This is a genomic window from Polynucleobacter hallstattensis (assembly GCF_018881835.1).
Classification (GTDB): domain Bacteria; phylum Pseudomonadota; class Gammaproteobacteria; order Burkholderiales; family Burkholderiaceae; genus Polynucleobacter; species Polynucleobacter hallstattensis.
The window spans coordinates 489,075-506,164 of record NZ_JACVPO010000002.1 but is presented as its reverse complement, the minus strand read 5'-3'; the positions used below and the strand labels follow the sequence as shown (position 1 = coordinate 506,164).

The following is a 17,090-nucleotide window of genomic DNA, read 5'->3' as shown; positions in this document are numbered from 1 at the left end:
AATGTCATATATCTGTCGATAGCACATAAAAGCTATACTCAGATAATTCATCATTCTGTATATCTTGCTGTAGATGTAGAAGGCATCATTTTTTAATTTCCGTTTATCAAAAATTGAGGTGAGGGAACTTCGAATGCGCTATTCCAGATATTTCTTTTGGCTCTCCACAGTTGTATTTGCAATCCTCTCTTTTCCCTTTAGCCCATACCTCTCTATTTTTTTCGTAGCATTATTTCTGCTTGGTTTGAGGGATGTAATGCAAAAGCGGCATTCAATCTTGCGGAACTATCCCCTGATAGGACATTTGCGTTTTTTGCTTGAATATATTCGCCCAGAAATTCGTCAATATTTCCTAGAGGATGATGAGGAGAAACTTCCTTTTTCTAGAAATCAAAGGGCTATGGTTTATAGCCGTTCTAAAAAAGATAACGATAAGCGGGGATTTGGTTCAATCAAGTCTATGTACGGTTCTGAGGGTGAGTGGTTAGGACACTCCAATTCTCCATGTCATCCTGACCCAAGCACCTTTCGCATTCAAGTTGGTGGTCCAAGCTGTCTTCAGCCTTACTCTTTATCTATATTCAATATTTCTGCGATGAGTTTTGGATCGCTTTCACCAAATGCCATTAGAGCGTTGAATAGAGGTGCCAAGCTGGGTGGATTTGCACACGATACCGGCGAAGGCTCAATTTCTTCATATCATCGGGAGTTTGGCGGCGATATTATTTGGGAAATTGGATCTGGATATTTTGGCTGTCGCACCGCGGATGGTCGATTTTCAGAGGAAAAATTTACTGCTCAAGTAGTCGATCCGCAAATCAAGATGGTGGAAATTAAGCTATCTCAGGGCGCTAAGCCAGGCCATGGCGGAGTCTTGCCTGGCGCTAAAGTTACTGCTGAAATTGCTGCTACTAGAGGTGTACCGATTGGTGAGGATTGCGTCTCTCCGGCTCATCATGCTGAATTTTCATCTCCTTTAGAGTTAATGAAATTCATTGCGCGTTTGCGTAAGTTGAGCGGTGGCAAGCCTGTTGGCTTTAAATTATGCGTTGGCCAGCCCTGGGAGTTTTTTGGTATTGCTAAGGCGATGCTAGAGACAGGCATTAGTCCCGACTTCATTGTGGTTGATGGAAGCGAGGGTGGCACTGGTGCTGCCCCCGTTGAATTTACAGATCATGTGGGAATGCCGCTTCGTGATGGCCTTAGACTGGTTCATAACACCTTAGTTGGAATCAATAAGCGCAAGGAGATTGCGATTGGGGCCTCTGGAAAAATTATTTCTGGCTATGACATTATTCGAGCTATTGCATTAGGAGCTGATTGGTGTAACTCTGCAAGAGGGTTTATGTTTGCCTTAGGCTGCATTCAGTCACGAACATGTCATACGGATAAGTGTCCTACAGGTGTTGCAACTCAGGATTTAGGTCGTCAAAGAGCATTAGTGGTTCCCGATAAGGCTGAGCGCGTATTTGCATTTCACGAGAATACGGTTGCATCTTTGGCTGATTTAATTGGCTCTGCAGGTCTGACGCATCCTACCGAAATTACACCTGATTATCTTTTGAGCAGAGATGGTTCTGGCAAGATCACTTCATTGGCAACTCAGCTCCCAACTCTATCTGCTGGAGCGCTATTGCAAGGCGCCGCAACCTCTTTACAAAAAGATTTACCTCCAGAGTATGTGCTGTACTGGGATAGGGCTCAAACCAGTAAATTTGGCTTAGCTCCCCAATAGGTTTTGTTTGAGCCTAATCCCACCAGATATGGTGGGAGTTTAGGGTTTTCTAAAGTGTTGGTCATCAACTTAATTAATGGGATCACTTAAATACAAATACAGCCCATTTGCATGCTGTATGACCCATATCTACGTACAATATGGTCATATGCTTAACCTCACTTTTCCACTCTTTTAGAGCACTACCAAGCTAGCAGTACACATGAAATCAATTGATGAAACTCCGCGTCTCGTAAATGGTTTTTCTGGTTTAACTACCGCGTGGAAATGAGCGGCTCATGTCTGCCATCAAACAGGCCCATACCCATGCTTGAGTTAAGAAAGGCTGCCCTCGCAATACTGGCAGATACTAATCCACAAGCTAAAGTGAACCAACTATTTAGCTTATTTGAGGATTACTTTTCTGAGCATATTGCAATCAATCTTTCAGGTAACTTCGATAGTCAGAATCTGCATCTACCTGGCCGACCCAATAAGCCGGATTTAGTAGCACCGAAGTTTGTGCCTAAAAGAAAAATGAATACGGTTGAGGGAAGAGCTATTCTTTGGCATTCTCTTGCTCATATTGAATTTAATGCCATGAATCTTGCTTTAGATGCGATTTGGCGCTTCCCAAATATGCCTATGGCCTATTACGAGGACTGGCTAAGGGTTGCTAAGGAAGAGTCACATCACTTCAGTTTGATCAATGCCCATCTTCAGTCTTTTGGATTTAGCTATGGTGATTTCCCAGCCCACAATAGTCTATGGGAGATGGTGGAGAGAACTTCAGATTCAGTGATTGCTCGCATGGCTCTGGTTCCTAGAACCATGGAGGCAAGAGGTCTTGATGCAGTTCCAGAGATTCGGGATCGGTTTAAGCAAATTCAAGATGAACGTGCTGTAGAGATTCTGGAAATTATTCTTCATGATGAAATCGGCCATGTGCTGGTTGGCAATCGTTGGTTTAACTTCTTGTGCGCGAATGAGAACTTATCTCCGATTACGACTTATCAAGAATTAGCTAAGAAATACTGTGCACCCACTTTGAGGGGGCCGTTTAATTTTGAAGCACGTGAACAAGCTGGCTTTACTTCAGAAGAATTAGAGTTACTGGAATCTCTCAGTGAAAAGCGGATGCAAGCAGTATGAAGATTCTGAGCCTCATTCCGCCGATGACGCAGCTCAATACGCCGTATCCATCAACGGCTTATCTCACTGGATTTTTACGTTCACGTGGTTTTGAGGCGGTTCAAGAAGATTTGGCTTTGGCCCTAGTTCTAGGTTTCTTTACTCCACAGGGTTTGCTAGAGATTAAGAGTCAAGCCTTGAGGCTCCCTGAAGATAATCGCAGTGCCAGCGTCAACTTCTTTTTGGATTACTTTAGGGATTACCAAAGCACCATTGCTTTGGCTATTGCATTTTTGCAAGGAAGAGATAGCACTCTTGCCCATCGCATCAATAGCCGCTCTTTGTTACCTGAGGGCCCACGCTTTGCATCCTTAGATTCTTTTGAAGAAGAAGAGGGTGGAGATTCGTTGGCATGGGCCTTTGGTGCACTTGGCTCTCAGGATCGAGCACGTCATTTGGCTACCCTCTATCTCAATGATTTATCAGACGTTCTACGTGATGCAGTGGATGAGCGCTTTGAGTTTGTGCGTTATGCAGAATCTTTGGCAGGTAGTCAGCCTACCTTTACGCCTTTGGCAGATGCTCTAGCAGCAAGTCCTACATTAATGGATTTGCATTTGGAGGAACTTACAAAGTCTTCCATAGAAAAGCATCAGCCTACTTTAGTATTGTTGTCGGTGCCATTTCCTGGGGCAATGTATGCCGCATTACGAATAGCCCAAACTATCAAACAAGATTACCCCGGCATCAAAATTGGTCTTGGTGGTGGCTACGTTAATACTGAGCTCCGTGAACTCACCGATCCACGCCTATTTGATTTTGTCGATTTCATCACTCTGGATTCTGGTGAGAGACCTTTACTTGCACTCCTAGAACATTTAAATGGCAAGCGTTCTGCAGAAAGATTAGTTCGTACATTTATTCGAACTACTGGTAATGAAGTACGTTACATTAATTGGCAAGAGCCTGATATACCTTTTGAAGAGGTAGGTACTGCTACTTGGGATGGCCTGCCTCTCAATTCTTATTTATCCTTGCTGGATATGCTCAACCCTATGCATCGCCTATGGAGTGATGGACGTTGGAATAAGCTCACTGTTGCGCATGGCTGCTATTGGAAAAAATGTAGCTTTTGCGATGTCAGTCTAGATTACATTTCTCGTTACGAAACAGCTTCAGCCAGTCTATTGGTTGATCGCATTGAAGCGATTGTTGCGGAGACTGGTCAGACAGGTTTTCATTTTGTAGATGAGGCTGCGCCACCGAAGATCTTGAAGGCACTTGCTGAAGAATTAATACGTCGCAAGGTGGTGATTTCTTGGTGGGGCAATATTCGTTTTGAAAAGACGTTTACACCAGAGCTTTCTGATTTATTGGCGCAAAGTGGTTGCATTGCGATGTCTGGCGGCTTAGAAGTTGCCTCCGACAGACTTCTTGATCTTATGAAAAAAGGTGTTTCTGTAGAGCAGGTGGCCCAAGTGACCAAAGGCTTTTCAGATGCGGGCATCTTGGTGCATGCTTATCTGATGTACGGTTTCCCAACGCAAACTGTTCAAGAAACTGTCGACTCTCTTGAGTACGTTCGTCAGCTTTTTGAGAATGGCTGTATTCAGAGTGGCTTTTTTCATCGATTTACTTGTACGGTCCATTCCCCAGTAGGTCTTGATCCGGAAGCCTATGGCATCGAACTTGTCCCATTGCCGCCTATTAGTTTTGCTAAGAATGATGTTGCCTTTATCGATCCCACAGGTGTAGATCACGATCATCTTGGGCTTGGCCTCAAAAAAGCGATCTACAACTTTATGCACGGCGTAGGTTTTGAGGAAGAGGCCCATCAGTGGTTTGATATGCCTGGTATTCCAAAGACTTCAGTGAGGCGCAATAAAATAGCAAAAGCATTGAAGCATGTATAAACTTATTTATCCAAACCATTTAATTTAATCATTCCGGGTCGCACATGAATTTATCTCGCCGCACTTTCATCGTATCAGCTGCTCTAGCTCCTGTAGCTTGTGGAAGCCTTTCTTATGAGCATGGGATTCCAGTTGCTCAACCAAAGCCACTGCCCGTTGTTCGCCCTCCGCAAGTGGGGCAGGAGTGGACTTATATTAAGAAAAACATCTTTGATGGTAAAACGCTAGATGTGATTACGGAGCGTGTTGCTAATATTGGTTCAACTATTGTGCTTGATCGGTCCACGGCTGATGGTGCTCGCTTACCCAGCGAAATCCAAACCTCTTGGGGAATGGTTGCTACCGATACGCAGTGGTCACGTTTGCTGAACTTCAGTCCATCTTTGCCGCTTTGGCCCGAGCAATTATCGACTACCTGGGCGAAGCAGTTCAATACTAAGTACAGCATTGCGGGCTACTCAGATTCGAGAATGAATTGGCAGGAATATATGACCGTTCAGGGCTGGGAAAAAATTACTGTTCCTGCTGGAGAGTTTGTAGCCCTGCGCTTTCAGACTCTGATTAATTATGAGAGTGAAGATCCAAACAAGCTTGATTGTATTCGCAAGGAAACGGTTTGGTTTGCACCTCAGATTGGTCGCTGGGTTGCGCGTGAGGCATTTGGATCTTATCGAATTCAGGGTCAGGTTAGTGCGGTGATTTTAGAGGGTAGCTATCAATGGCAATTGAGCTCTTACAAATAAATACAATACAGAGATTGGTCGTACTGCTATCACCAGCATTGCTGGTGGCTTGTATTGCTTCGCAGCCTTATCCAGTTGCAACACCTTTACCGCAACCCATTAATCCACCAAAAGTGAGGTTGCCACAAGTTGGTCAGCAGTGGGTTTACAACGTACGCAATGTGTTTAACCAAGAGCTAGTGGATATCGTTACGGAGAGGGTTGTGTCGGTTGGATCTCAGATTCGGATTGAGCGCAGCGGATTGAAGGCTGGACCGCTCCCGGATGAGATCCAGCAACCTTGGGGTTACATTGTTCAAGATCCCCATTGGAATCCTCCCCAACGGTTTTTACAGCCCATCCCCTTGTGGCCTGAACAACTGGTTCCAGGATGGTCTGGGTTTTATCGGAATCGTTATCAGGTGCTTGGTTATCCAGACAATGACTACTACTGGGGCTTGAACATTACCGCAGTAGGCTGGGAGGGTGTCAGCGCTCCCGCAGGTCAATTCCCGGTCCTAAAGTATCAAAGTGAGGCGCCTTATTTCACCAGCAATGACTTCTCTCGAGTGGCCAACTATCGCCAAGAAGACATTTGGCTTTCCCCTGAAATCGGTCGCTGGGTCATTCGGCGTAGTTCGGGTCAGTATTTATGGGCCGGTATGTTTTGGGGCAATGCCCTATGGGAAGACTACTTAGAGTGGGAGCTTGTGTCCTGGAAGTAAGCAAAGCGCTTAAAATCGTGACATAGCTATGTATACCGTAAAAGAACTCTTTCCAACCCTTCAGGGTGAGGGCGCCCACGCTGGTCGTGCGGCTGTATTTTGCCGATTTTCTGGCTGCAATCTGTGGAGCGGTCGCGAAGAAGATCGTGCTACTGCGGTTTGCCAATTTTGCGATACCGACTTTGTTGGTATTGATGGTGCTGGTGGTGGAAAGTTTGAAACTGCCTCACTATTGGCCGATACCATCGAAGAGGTATGGATTAGCACCTCTGCCGGACCGCAACAACGCTACGTTGTCTTTACGGGTGGCGAGCCATTACTACAACTAGATGCTGTATTGATTGATGCTTTGCATGCCAAGGGTTTTGCTATTGCCATTGAGACGAACGGAACAATCAAGGTACCTAAGGGGGTTGATTGGGTCTGCGTCAGCCCTAAAGCTGGGTCTGAACTCATTGTGTTGCAGGCTGATGAGATGAAGTTGGTAGTACCTCAAGCTGGACACACCTCTATCGAAACCTTATTGGCTCGGTTTGAGAAGATGGATTATCGCAATCGCTTCTTGCAAGCGATGGATGGCCCTAATCTCGAAGACAATCTCGCATTAGCAGTTCGCCTCTGTCAGAAGCGCCCCTTGTGGCGTTTGAGTGTTCAGACCCATAAGATCATTGGTATCCGATAAAAGCCTGATCAAGTAATTTATAAGCACTAAGAAAAAATAAAATGAGCGCAAAGCAAGAAGCTATTTCCATTACCCGTCGACTTGAGTTTGATGCAGGTCATCGCATTCCGAATCATGATGGGCAGTGTCGACACCTGCATGGCCACCGCTATGCAATTGAAGTCACCCTGACAGGTGTAATTGCAGATCATCCTGGTAAAGCGGATGATGGCATGGTCTTGGACTTTGGGGATATCAAGCGCCTCACTAATCAATATGTAGTGGAGCCCTGGGATCATGCGTTTCTGGTGGCCAAAGAAGATGCTGGCTTAGTAGATTATTTAAATTCCATTCCTAATCACAAGACGGTGGTGATGGAGCATGTGCCCACTGTTGAGAACTTAGCCAGTGCAGCCTTTAGAGCGCTACAACCTGTTTTTGAAAAAGCCTTTGATGGCCGACTGAAGCTGGCATCTATTCGTCTTTATGAAACCCCCAATTGTTGGGCTGACGTTTCTCATTCGTAAAAAACAATATGCAAGCAGAGCTTGATTGTCAATTTATGCAGCAAGCTTTGGATCAAGCCAAGCTCGCTGCCGCAGCTGGTGAGGTGCCTGTAGGTGCCGTATTGGTTCGGGATGGTCAGATAATTTCAACCGGCTTTAATCAACCGATTAGCAATAGCGATCCTAGCGCCCATGCCGAAATGATGGCATTGCGTGCCGCAGCTCATGATGAATCAAATTATCGTTTGCCTGGTACAACCCTTTATGTCACGCTAGAACCCTGCATTATGTGTGCTGGAGCGATGCTGCATGCCAGAGTGGAGCGCGTAGTATTTGGTGCTGGCGATCCTAAAACTGGTGCCGCAGGAGGCGTACTCAATGTATTCTCAGAAAAGCAGATCAATCACCAGACCCAGGTTGAAGGTGGCATCATGAGCGAAGAGTGTGGGCAAATACTGCGTAATTTTTTTAAGGAGCGGCGTTGAAGTCAATTCATTTAATTGCTCCTTCTGGAGCTAGCTTAGATACACGCAGCCCATTAGCTGGAATAGAATGGATTCAGAAGCAGGGTATTGAAGTTCTCAATACCGCTTGCGTAAACCGAGTTGAGCAACGTTTTGCTGGCTCAGATGCTGAGCGCCTAGCTGAAATCAATCAACTTGCTACACTCTCTCCCGATAAGGTCGTGGTAGCTATGCGTGGTGGCTACGGATTGCATCGCCTACTCCCAGATATTGAGTGGAGCGCTATTAGTAATGCTATCAAGAGCGGTCTACAAATTTGTGGGCACAGCGATTTCACCACCTTTCAGTTAGGTTTGTTAGCTAAAACTAGCGCAGTCACTTTAGCTGGCCCTATGCTCAATTTTGATTTTGCTTGCCAAGGTGAGCAGGGTGGGGACATTACCCCAAATGCTTTTATGTGGGCGCATTTTCAGAAGGCTATTACAGAGCGTAAATTAGATTGCACCATCGAGGCTGCGCAACCCTTTTTAAGAAAATCTGCCTTAGGCCAAGTATCCGGAATGCTCTGGGGTGGAAACTTAACCGTGCTGGCAGGTTTAGTTGGTACGCCTTATTTGCCAAATCAGCAGAAAACTCAAGGTGGGATTTTATTTTTAGAGGATGTGAATGAGCATCCATATCGGATTGAGCGGATGTTGATGCAATTACTAGATGCAGGCATATTGGCTAATCAAAGCGCCATTCTCTTGGGTGGATTCTCGGCCTATCGTCTTTATGACAATGATCGAGGTTACACACTAGAAACTGCTATTGAAGCGATTAATCAGCGCCTACCAAATAATATTCCGGTGTTAACCGGCCTGCCTTTTGGGCATCAAGCAGAAAAACTCACTTTGCCAGTTGGTGCGCAAGCGCAGCTTCAATATGATTTAACTGGTTTTACTATTCACTCAACTTGGTAAGTAAATGATTATGAAAAGTTCCATCCCCCGACTCTTGGTGTTTCTCACCAGCATATTGATTGCGAGCACTGTAATGGCAACTGAAGAACCAAAATTTTCTATCCTTGAAAAATCAGAACCTTTTGAGCTTCGTACCTATGCTCCTCAACTAGTTGCTGAAGTCAAAGTCGAGGGCGATTTAGATGCAGCCTCTAGCCAAGGATTTCGTCTGATAGCGGCTTTTATTTTTGGGCAGAACCAAGTTAGTGAAAAAATTTCTATGACTGTGCCAGTAGCGATTGAAACAGCGCAAAGCACCAAGATTGCGATGACTGTACCGGTAGGTATTGAGGCTGGTAAGGATTCTGGGAAAGGTGTCAATCAATGGGTTTTTTCTTTTGTAATGCCCTCTGAGTACACCATGGCGACACTACCAAAGCCATTAAACCCTTTGGTTACTATTCGGGAGTTGCCAGCCCAAAGACGTGCTGCAATTACTTTTTCTGGTTTCTATAATGAAGCTAAAGTCCTTGAAAAAACAAAGGCATTAGAAGAGTGGATCAAAAGTAAACAATGGCAGGTAATTGGAAATCCCCAATTTGCACGCTATAACCCTCCTTGGTCTATACCCTTTATGCGCCGTAATGAAATTCTGATAACAGTTCGGGATTAATCGAATACAGTAATCAGAGTCATCAATCTTTCGGGCTCTTACTTTAGGGTATATGCCTACAGAGACTATCACTATTCCTCCATAGTATGTAGGAATGTCGAAACTTATTGAATTAACCTATGTAAGCGAACCCGTTCAAGGGACGTCCTTTTTAGGTCTCATGCGACTTCTCTATCACTCTTATTTGAGAAACCTCAGATTAGAAATTACCGGCGCACTCATCTTCGAAAATAATCAATTTGGTCAGGTGATTGAGGGACCAGAGGATGTGATTGATGCATTGTGGGAGAAAATTCAAAAAGATGATCGCCATAAAAACATCCTATTAATAGAGAGGAAAACCATTAGTGCCAGAAACTTTGAAAAGTGGACTATGGTTTTTCAGGGCGACAAGGAATTGTTCAAAGGCTTGCCTGAGGTGAGTGCTGCTATTGATGAAGTGAATTTTCCAGTTGGCCACCCTCTGTTAGCAGCCCTAAGAGACGGGGGTAAGAAACTGCTGAAGTGAGCAGTTTTAAAGGGGCATTGTTGAGCTGCCATGCGCCGTTTAGCCAAATGTATTAATATTTGTAAATCAATAGAGTTTTGGATACATAAATGGAACATAAGCGCATTAGTTTGATACGTGATAAATCAAGAAATATTTACCTCACAGGTATCTTGATTTTTACTGGTATTTTTTTAACCATCACTGCTTGCGTCTGGTTCGTATCTAAACTCAATTTCTGAGTGTGAAGAGTAGCCCTCTAACGGGCTCCGATACTACCTATCCGTAAATTGTAATTTGGCTAGTTGTGAGTACAGCCCTGATTGGGCTATCAAGCTTGCGTGGTTGCCAGTTTCAATAATTCGACCATGCTCCATCACAATAATTCGATCTGCCTGCTTGACGGTAGAAAGTCTATGTGCAATCACAATCGTGGTTCTACCTTTCATAGCAATTTCAAGAGCTTGTTGGACAAGCCTTTCTGATTCCGCATCAAGTGAGCTGGTTGCCTCATCCAAAAGAAGTAATGGTGGATTTTTCAGTAGCGCTCTTGCTATCGCAATGCGCTGCTTCTGTCCGCCAGATAATCTGACTCCCCGATCCCCCAAAAAGGATTCATAGCGCTCTGGAAGTCTGGAAATAAATTCATCTACAGCAGCCTGCTGAGCCGCCTCATAAACTTCATCATCAGTTGCATCTTCTCTGCCATAACGAATATTTTCTAAAGCATTCTCTGAAAATATACTGATGTCCTGTGGCACAACTCCAATTAATCTTCTCAAGTCCTCGAGCTTAAATTCTTTAATATCAACATCATCAAATTTGATGCAACCCGATTGGGGGTCATAGAAGCGTTGTATCAATTTAAAGAGAGTTGTTTTTCCAGACCCTGAAGGACCCACTAGAGCAATTTTCTCGCCCGCCTCAATCGATAGGTTGATATCAGAGAGGACGAGGTTTGGGTTGGATGAATAAGCAAAGGTGAGATTCTCAATCTGAACATGAACGGCCTTATCTGCACTCTGAGTCCTGATATGTGGCATTGATGGACTCATCACCTTGGACTGAGAGCTCAACAGCTCCAGTAGTCGCTCACCCGCACCCATCGCCCTTTGGGTATCTCCAAGAACTTCAGATAGTGCCGCGATAGCACCAGCAACAATGACTGCATAAAGAAAAAACTGGGTGAGTTGACCACCAGATATCTCTTGATTGCTTACCGCATAAGCACCAAGCCATAGGACTAAGATGATGCTATTAAAGCCTAATAAGATGGCAACAAAAGTCAGCTTTCCCCGTGCTGCACTACGAGTGATTGATGCTAAAAATGATTTTTCAATCGATTGATTGAAGGCTTTGATTTCTTTCTCTTCGTTTGCAAAAGATTGCACTGTAAAGATTGCATTAATCTTTTCTCCAGCTATTGCGGATGTGAGGGCGATTTTGTCTTGGGAGTTTCTAGATAGCTGTCGAACTTTCTTCCCCATCAAGACGATGGGAATGACTGTAAGTAAGAGAGTTAATACAATCAGTAGGGAAAGTTGAATGCTGGTGATGAACATCATTGCCATACCACCGAGCAATAGAAATGCATTCCTTACCGCCATTGAAATGCTGGTACCTAAGAGGATCTGGATAATGGTGGTGTCATTATTGATGCGCGAGAGAATTTCACCACTTTGCTGAGTCTCAAAAAACTCAGGGCTTTGAGAAATAATATGGGAGTAAACTTTTTTGCGGATATCACAAGTGATTCTTTCTCCGAGCCATGACACGAGGTAATAGCGCAAAGAGCTGGCAAATGCCAACACAACTGCCGCCCCGAATAAATTAATAAAAGTACGGTTTATTTGAGCTTGGCTTGCTTCACTGAAGCCTTGGTCAATGATGGTTCTAAAACAAAGTGGAATGACTAGAGTTGCTGCTGCAGCGAGCACTAAGCTAATTCCTGCAAAGAAAAGCTGTTTTTTGTAGGGCTTTATGAATGGCAAAAGTGTTTTTAAGGCTTTTAGCTTCTTGCTTACCGGTATTGCGTTTTCAGACATTGATGGTTTTTCTATGTGATGCGCTGAGGTGGAGGAGCGCTTTTAGGTATTGATATTGGAACTATAGAGCCCCTAAAAACGGGGCTATAACTTATAAAAATAGCTTAATCAGACTTGAATTTGAATTCTTGCAATGGGTGGAATTGAGGAATATTAAGGGCTATCACTTACATTTAGTTACACTAATCTAAGTAAAATTCAAACTACATATTAATCTGTCTTAGGATAGCGATGGCCCTTAATTTTCCGTTCACAGCAATAGTCTCACAAGCTGAAATGAAGCTTGCCATCATACTCTGTACGATCGACCCTTCCATTGGTGGAGTGCTGATCTTTGGGGATCGCGGTACAGGAAAATCTACCACCATTCGCTCCTTAGCTTCTTTGCTCCCTGAAATGAAGTCGGTTGCTGCTTGCCACTATCACTGTGATCCAGATTCAAGCAATCTGTGTACTGATTGCTTGGCTAAAAAAGCGAGTGGACAAAAGCTTTCATCACAGCTAATTTCTGTTCCTGTAGTTGACCTCCCCTTAGGGGCTACTGAAGATAGAGTGGTTGGCGCCCTGGATATTGAAAAAGCGCTGACACAAGGAATTAAGTCATTTGAGCCAGGACTGCTGGCTAAAGCAAATCGTGGCTATCTTTATATTGATGAAGTCAATTTGCTTGAGGACCACTTGGTAGACCTTCTGATTGACGTTGCTGCCTCTGGAGAAAATATTATTGAGCGTGAGGGTTTGAGTATTCGGCATCCAGCACGCTTCGTTTTGATTGGAAGCGGCAACCCCGAAGAGGGTGAGCTTCGCCCCCAAATGCTAGATCGCTTTGGACTGTCAATTGAAGTGCGAACCCCTACAGACTTTAAGGAGCGGGTGTCCATTATCAAAAAGCGCGATGAGTTCGAACGCAACCCCGAACAATTTATTGCTCAATGCCAGGAAGATGAATTAGAGCTAAAGAAAAAAATCAGCAAGTCCAAAAAAATGCTGGATAAAGTCGAGGTTGATGATAGCCTTCTGGAGTTGGCAACCAAGCTTTGCGCGCATTTGGGTACAGACGGCTTAAGAGGGGAGCTTACTGTATTAAGAGCGGTAAGAGCGCTTGCCGCATTTGAGGGTAAGAAAAAAGCCAATTTAGAGCACTTAAAGAAAATTGCCCCTATTGCTCTGAGCCATCGTCTACGCCGTAATCCACTAGATGACAGTAGTTCTAACGTGCGCATTGAACGCGCGATGCAAGAATTCTTTGCCGATACATCGAAGTGAAATCAGATCAATTAGCGTGGTTTGATGCAAATATCGTTGCTGCTCTAGTAGCGATTAATCCTCGGGTACTTAAAGGCGTCTGCCTCAGAGGTCAGTTTGGTCCTGTGAGAGATTCATGGCTTAGTTATTTCTCTGCTCTGTGTTCTCCAGCAGCGCGTCTGATCAAGGCACCTGCCAACCTAGTAGCAGAGCAATTAATGGGCTCCTTAGACATTGAAGCTACTCTCAATCAAGGTTCCTTAGTCCTTAGTAAAGGACTTTTAGAGAAGGCGCAAGGTAACTTCTTATTGTTATCAATGGCTGAACGCATGGATACTCAGGTGCTGGCGTTAATCTCGCAAGCATTAGATAGCGGCACTACGCATGGCGCTGAGTTTGGAGTAATCGCCCTAGATGAATCAGAGGCTGCGAGCGATAGCTTTAGCCCTAGGATGATGGATAGATTGGCTTTTGAAGTTTATCTTGATCAATTTTCTCTCGCTGACATGAAAGAAAATTTAGCGATTCATGTAGATGATATTCGGGATGCCAAAGAGCTATTACCCAGAGTAGTTTGCAGCATTGATTACATTGAGGTATTGACTAAATCAGCCCTCAAGATTGGTATTGGTTCTTTTAGAGCCAACCAGTTTGCAGTGGAGACGGCGAAGACCTTGGCAGCATTACGGGGCTTGCAAGTGGTCGGTCAAGATGAGGTAGTTGATGCCGCGCGCTTGGTCTATACCTATTCCAAAATACTGCATGCACCACCAGAAGCAGAGCAGCCAAATCAAGATGATGGAGAAAACTCTAAGGATGAAGAGGGTGATGATCAGAACCCAGATCAAAACCCAGAAAACAATCATCCTGAAGAGGATGGAGATCAGCAACCCAATCCCCAGCCACCATCTCAGGAAGAGTTAGAAGATATCGTCGTTGCAGCAGCCAAAGCATCCGTCCCAAAGGATTTCTTTGCCCAATCTAAACAAGGTACTCGCTCAACTCATGTAGCTTCGCATACTTCTGGAAAATCTGGTGAGTCTCAAAATAGCTTTATCAGTGGAAGGCCAATGAGTTCACGTAAGGGACAGCCAGGAGGTGGTCGTCGCTTAGACGTTTTAAAAAGTATTCGGGCTGCAATTCCTTGGCAGCGTGTACGCGAGAGTCATATTGGCTCACAGCAATACAGTCCTGGAAAAAGGAAAATTGATTTTCGGTCAGAAGATTTACATATAAAGCAGTATCTAAAAAGACGGGGAACTGTCACTATTTTCCTGGTCGATGCCTCAGGATCTTCTGCAACACAACGCCTAGCTGAGGCCAAGGGAGCCTTGGAGCAACTACTGGCTCTGTGTTATATCCGTCGCGACGAAGTAGCCATGCTCTCGATGAGGGGCTCTAAAGCTGAGCTCATTCTGCCGCCCACTCGATCACTTGTTAGAGCAAAGAGAAATTTAGCAACACTCCCAGGTGGGGGAGGAACGCCTCTGGCAACAGGCTTTAGAGCGGCAAATGAAATGGCCGTAGTGCTCAAGAGAAAAGGCTTAACTCCCATCATTGTCATTCTGAGTGATGGCAAGGCAAACGTAAATCTTAAGGGAGTAGGCGGTAGATCTGAGGCTCACAACGATGCCCTGATGGCCGCTAAAGAGCTAAGAGTAAAAAATCACTGCGTTTTATTTGTTGATACCTCGCCTCAGCCTGAAGTTTTAGCGCAAGAGCTTTCCCAGATGATGGCTGCGCAATATCTAGCTTTACCTTACAGCGGCTCAGGCAAGATAATTTCGCATGCTGCTATACAGCTTGCTAATGTTCAATAAGGTTTCTTTTGAGAAAGCTTGCCTAAGACTTTCTTACCCTTAAGGTAGGCATTCATAAAAAGTCCTAGACCAAGTACAAGGCCTAGACATAGTGCGACATTAGTTAGTGTGAACATGCTTTGCCTCTTCTTCTGTTAATGCACTCATAATGAATTCAAGCGCTAGTTTTTCAGATTCCTCATGGAATAAATGACCACCTTTGATCTCTATGATGCGAGGATTTATAAAGTCTTTTTTAATCACCTCACGGAGTTGCTTTATCGGAATCCAGCCGTCATCTTCTGTGACAATAAATGTCAATCGAGAGCTAATTTTCTTGCACTGACTGAGTAAGCTCGGGATATCTGCCCCAGCCATGAAGCTCATAGAACCATTAAGGTGATCAGCACTTTTGAAGAGTGTTTTATAACGCTCTTTTTTTTCAGGTGGCAGGACTGATTTGGTTGAATCTAATAGACTATCAATCATGCTTGTTCTTGGCAGTAAGTCAGACAACACAGCCGTAAAAAATGATGAGGTCACAATCGGATTGAGAAACGGTGCTACGAACTTATTGTAAAAATTGGGCAAGCTAATGAGTGAGGGATTTAGTCCAATAATCGTCTTTGGTTGCTTATTTTTTAGTGCGTAACTTAAGGCTAGCGTTGCTCCTGCAGAGTGCCCAATAATGCTATCGAAATAATCAATCTTTAAAGCCTTCCTAAGGTCGGTAAGTGTGTCAGCCAATTGATCTAGGCTGAGCGTTTTATTGCCTAAGTTTTTTGTAAAGCCATGCCCCGGTAGATCTACTGCAACCACGGTGTAATGCTTTGAGAGCTCTGCAAAGATCGCCCCCCAGGTATGTGCTGATGATCCAGTGCCGTGAAGCAACAGCAGGTGACTTGGTGAGGTTCCAGAAACTTGAACGTGCCAAAACAAATCCCCAACCTGAATTTCTTGGCTAAAGGCGCTATTGGGCCAATCATTTGGAACTCTTTTAATCATCCTAAGCAACTTACATTTAAAAATTAAGGGTTAACCCGAATATTTTGGTTTGACAGCTCTTCAAATAGTGTCTATATTTTTTTACATATTAAATCGTATTCTTATTTTGACAAAGTAATTTATTCCTTTAGGGGCAAGAACATGTCACCAATCAAGCATTTGGATAGAGCCTTAGAGCAAGCATTGAAGTCCCATGAGTCAGCAAAAGGGCCGGCTTTATTGAGCAAAGCTATTAGACATGCTGTATTTCCTGGGGGTGCGCGCATTAGACCGCAACTTACTCTGGCAGTGGCTCATGCCTGCGGTAACGATGATCCGCAACTATCCATGGCAAGTGCCATTGCGATTGAGATGATTCACTGTGGCTCTCTAGTGCACGATGATTTGCCCTGCTTCGATGACGCGGAAATGCGTCGAGGTCAAACCTCGGTTCATAAAGAGTTTGGAGAACGGCTTGCGGTACTAGCGGGTGATGCTCTGATTGTGATGGCATACCAGACTGTTGCTGCCGCCTCGAGAAGATCAGCCCAACGTTTAGCTCCAATTATCAAAACGATTTCTGAGGGAGTAGGGGCACCCTTCGGAATTATTGCCGGCCAATCTTGGGAGTGCGAATCGCAAGCAGTTCTTAGTGACTACCAAAGATCAAAGACGGGCGCTCTGTTTGCTGCAGCAACAGCTAGCGGCGCACAAGCTGCTGGTGCTGATGCACAAACCTGGATGGGCTTGGGCGAATGGCTAGGTGAGGCCTATCAAATTGCCGACGATATTCGTGATGTATTAGGGGATGCTCAGTTTCTTGGTAAGCCAGCAGGGCAGGATGAAGAGCATCACCGTCCAAGCTCTGCAAAAGAATTAGGACTCAATGGCGCTGTTGAGCATTTTGATACTTTGGTTGGAAAGGCTATCTCCTCAATACCGAGTTGCAAAGGAGATGTTGCTTTAAAAAGGTTAGTGGCATTTGAGGCGGAGAGACTTCTCCCATCTTCATGGTTTCAGAATGATGAAAGACATATTGCCGTTGTTGCTCAAAGGCAATTTGCCTAGACTGAATCGATA

16 protein-coding genes are annotated in these 17,090 nt (G+C 44.6%); 14 read left to right on the top strand and 2 right to left on the bottom strand.

Going from position 1 to position 17,090, the window contains the following annotated elements:
• Positions 1–133 precede the first annotated feature (133 nt).
• From ICN26_RS09015 to ICN26_RS08965, 11 genes are all read left to right on the top strand, one after another.
• Complete coding sequence (locus tag ICN26_RS09015; RefSeq protein WP_216268091.1) at positions 134–1,735, top strand: FMN-binding glutamate synthase family protein; 1,602 nt, start codon at positions 134–136, stop codon at positions 1,733–1,735.
• A gap of 306 nt (positions 1,736–2,041) precedes the next feature.
• Positions 2,042–2,866, top strand: coding sequence for a ferritin-like domain-containing protein (locus tag ICN26_RS09010; protein WP_216268090.1), 825 nt, complete (start codon positions 2,042–2,044; stop codon positions 2,864–2,866).
• Positions 2,863–4,758 (top strand): B12-binding domain-containing radical SAM protein, encoded by a 1,896-nt coding sequence (locus ICN26_RS09005; protein ID WP_216268089.1) that lies wholly within the window; start codon positions 2,863–2,865, stop codon positions 4,756–4,758. Before ICN26_RS09010 ends, ICN26_RS09005 begins: the two co-directional genes overlap by 4 nt.
• A 44-nt stretch (positions 4,759–4,802) precedes the next feature.
• Entirely contained in the window at positions 4,803–5,501 is a 699-nt protein-coding gene (locus ICN26_RS09000; protein WP_216268088.1) for a hypothetical protein, read from the top strand.
• A gap of 14 nt (positions 5,502–5,515) precedes the next feature.
• Entirely contained in the window at positions 5,516–6,205 is a 690-nt protein-coding gene (locus ICN26_RS08995) for a hypothetical protein (protein WP_255534462.1), read from the top strand.
• A 28-nt stretch (positions 6,206–6,233) separates the two neighbouring features.
• Positions 6,234–6,887: a 7-carboxy-7-deazaguanine synthase gene (gene queE / locus ICN26_RS08990; RefSeq protein ID WP_216268086.1), complete on the top strand. Its 654-nt coding sequence runs from the start codon at positions 6,234–6,236 to the stop codon at positions 6,885–6,887.
• 41 nt (positions 6,888–6,928) lie between these two features.
• A complete protein-coding gene (gene queD, locus ICN26_RS08985; RefSeq protein WP_216268085.1) occupies positions 6,929–7,393 on the top strand; it encodes a 6-carboxytetrahydropterin synthase QueD in 465 nt (154 codons plus the stop codon).
• Positions 7,394–7,401: 8 nt separating this feature from the next.
• Positions 7,402–7,857 (top strand): tRNA adenosine(34) deaminase TadA, encoded by a 456-nt coding sequence (gene tadA, locus ICN26_RS08980; RefSeq protein WP_216268084.1) that lies wholly within the window; start codon positions 7,402–7,404, stop codon positions 7,855–7,857.
• Entirely contained in the window at positions 7,854–8,798 is a 945-nt protein-coding gene (locus ICN26_RS08975; protein WP_216268083.1) for an LD-carboxypeptidase, read from the top strand. The genes tadA and ICN26_RS08975 overlap by 4 nt, the downstream gene beginning before the upstream one ends.
• A 10-nt stretch (positions 8,799–8,808) precedes the next feature.
• Positions 8,809–9,450: an SOUL family heme-binding protein gene (locus ICN26_RS08970; RefSeq protein WP_255534461.1), complete on the top strand. Its 642-nt coding sequence runs from the start codon at positions 8,809–8,811 to the stop codon at positions 9,448–9,450.
• A gap of 94 nt (positions 9,451–9,544) precedes the next feature.
• Complete coding sequence (locus ICN26_RS08965; RefSeq protein WP_216268082.1) at positions 9,545–9,958, top strand: BLUF domain-containing protein; 414 nt, start codon at positions 9,545–9,547, stop codon at positions 9,956–9,958.
• Between the two features lie 254 nt (positions 9,959–10,212).
• Here the strand turns inward: ICN26_RS08965 and ICN26_RS08960 are convergent, their stop codons facing one another.
• Positions 10,213–11,982 carry an ABC transporter transmembrane domain-containing protein gene (locus ICN26_RS08960; protein WP_216268081.1) on the bottom strand — a complete coding sequence of 590 codons (1,770 nt, stop codon included), beginning with the start codon at positions 11,980–11,982 and terminating at the stop codon, positions 10,213–10,215.
• 231 nt (positions 11,983–12,213) lie between these two features.
• Between ICN26_RS08960 and bchI the strand changes: the two genes are divergently transcribed.
• Complete coding sequence (gene bchI, locus ICN26_RS08955) at positions 12,214–13,248, top strand: magnesium chelatase ATPase subunit I (protein ID WP_216268080.1); 1,035 nt, start codon at positions 12,214–12,216, stop codon at positions 13,246–13,248.
• Positions 13,245–15,047 carry a VWA domain-containing protein gene (locus ICN26_RS08950; RefSeq protein ID WP_216268079.1) on the top strand — a complete coding sequence of 601 codons (1,803 nt, stop codon included), beginning with the start codon at positions 13,245–13,247 and terminating at the stop codon, positions 15,045–15,047. Before bchI ends, ICN26_RS08950 begins: the two co-directional genes overlap by 4 nt.
• Before the next feature lie 99 nt (positions 15,048–15,146).
• Here ICN26_RS08950 and ICN26_RS08945 read toward each other — a convergent pair whose 3' ends face one another.
• The gene (locus ICN26_RS08945) at positions 15,147–16,031 is read right to left on the bottom strand and encodes an alpha/beta fold hydrolase (RefSeq protein ID WP_216268078.1); all 885 of its coding nucleotides are present in this window, start codon (positions 16,029–16,031) and stop codon (positions 15,147–15,149) included.
• Positions 16,032–16,172: 141 nt separating this feature from the next.
• On the opposite strand from ICN26_RS08945, the gene ICN26_RS08940 reads away from it, so the two are divergent.
• Positions 16,173–17,078 carry a polyprenyl synthetase family protein gene (locus ICN26_RS08940; protein ID WP_216268077.1) on the top strand — a complete coding sequence of 302 codons (906 nt, stop codon included), beginning with the start codon at positions 16,173–16,175 and terminating at the stop codon, positions 17,076–17,078.
• Positions 17,079–17,090: the final 12 nt, after the last annotated feature.

What these genes read in the sequence shown, in the direction of transcription:
- ICN26_RS09010 (WP_216268090.1), top strand. Translation starts at nt 2,042, where the DNA reads ATGCTTGAGTTAAGAAAGGCTGCCCTCGCAATACTGGCAGATACTAAT.
- ICN26_RS08945 (WP_216268078.1), bottom strand. Translation starts at nt 16,031, where the DNA reads ATGATTAAAAGAGTTCCAAATGATTGGCCCAATAGCGCCTTTAGCCAA.
- ICN26_RS08965 (WP_216268082.1), top strand. Translation starts at nt 9,545, where the DNA reads ATGTCGAAACTTATTGAATTAACCTATGTAAGCGAACCCGTTCAAGGG.
- ICN26_RS08970 (WP_255534461.1), top strand. Translation starts at nt 8,809, where the DNA reads ATGAAAAGTTCCATCCCCCGACTCTTGGTGTTTCTCACCAGCATATTG.
- queD (WP_216268085.1), top strand. Translation starts at nt 6,929, where the DNA reads ATGAGCGCAAAGCAAGAAGCTATTTCCATTACCCGTCGACTTGAGTTT.
- ICN26_RS09005 (WP_216268089.1), top strand. Translation starts at nt 2,863, where the DNA reads ATGAAGATTCTGAGCCTCATTCCGCCGATGACGCAGCTCAATACGCCG.
- ICN26_RS08940 (WP_216268077.1), top strand. Translation starts at nt 16,173, where the DNA reads ATGTCACCAATCAAGCATTTGGATAGAGCCTTAGAGCAAGCATTGAAG.
- ICN26_RS09015 (WP_216268091.1), top strand. Translation starts at nt 134, where the DNA reads ATGCGCTATTCCAGATATTTCTTTTGGCTCTCCACAGTTGTATTTGCA.
- tadA (WP_216268084.1), top strand. Translation starts at nt 7,402, where the DNA reads ATGCAAGCAGAGCTTGATTGTCAATTTATGCAGCAAGCTTTGGATCAA.
- bchI (WP_216268080.1), top strand. Translation starts at nt 12,214, where the DNA reads ATGGCCCTTAATTTTCCGTTCACAGCAATAGTCTCACAAGCTGAAATG.
- ICN26_RS09000 (WP_216268088.1), top strand. Translation starts at nt 4,803, where the DNA reads ATGAATTTATCTCGCCGCACTTTCATCGTATCAGCTGCTCTAGCTCCT.
- queE (WP_216268086.1), top strand. Translation starts at nt 6,234, where the DNA reads ATGTATACCGTAAAAGAACTCTTTCCAACCCTTCAGGGTGAGGGCGCC.
- ICN26_RS08960 (WP_216268081.1), bottom strand. Translation starts at nt 11,982, where the DNA reads ATGTCTGAAAACGCAATACCGGTAAGCAAGAAGCTAAAAGCCTTAAAA.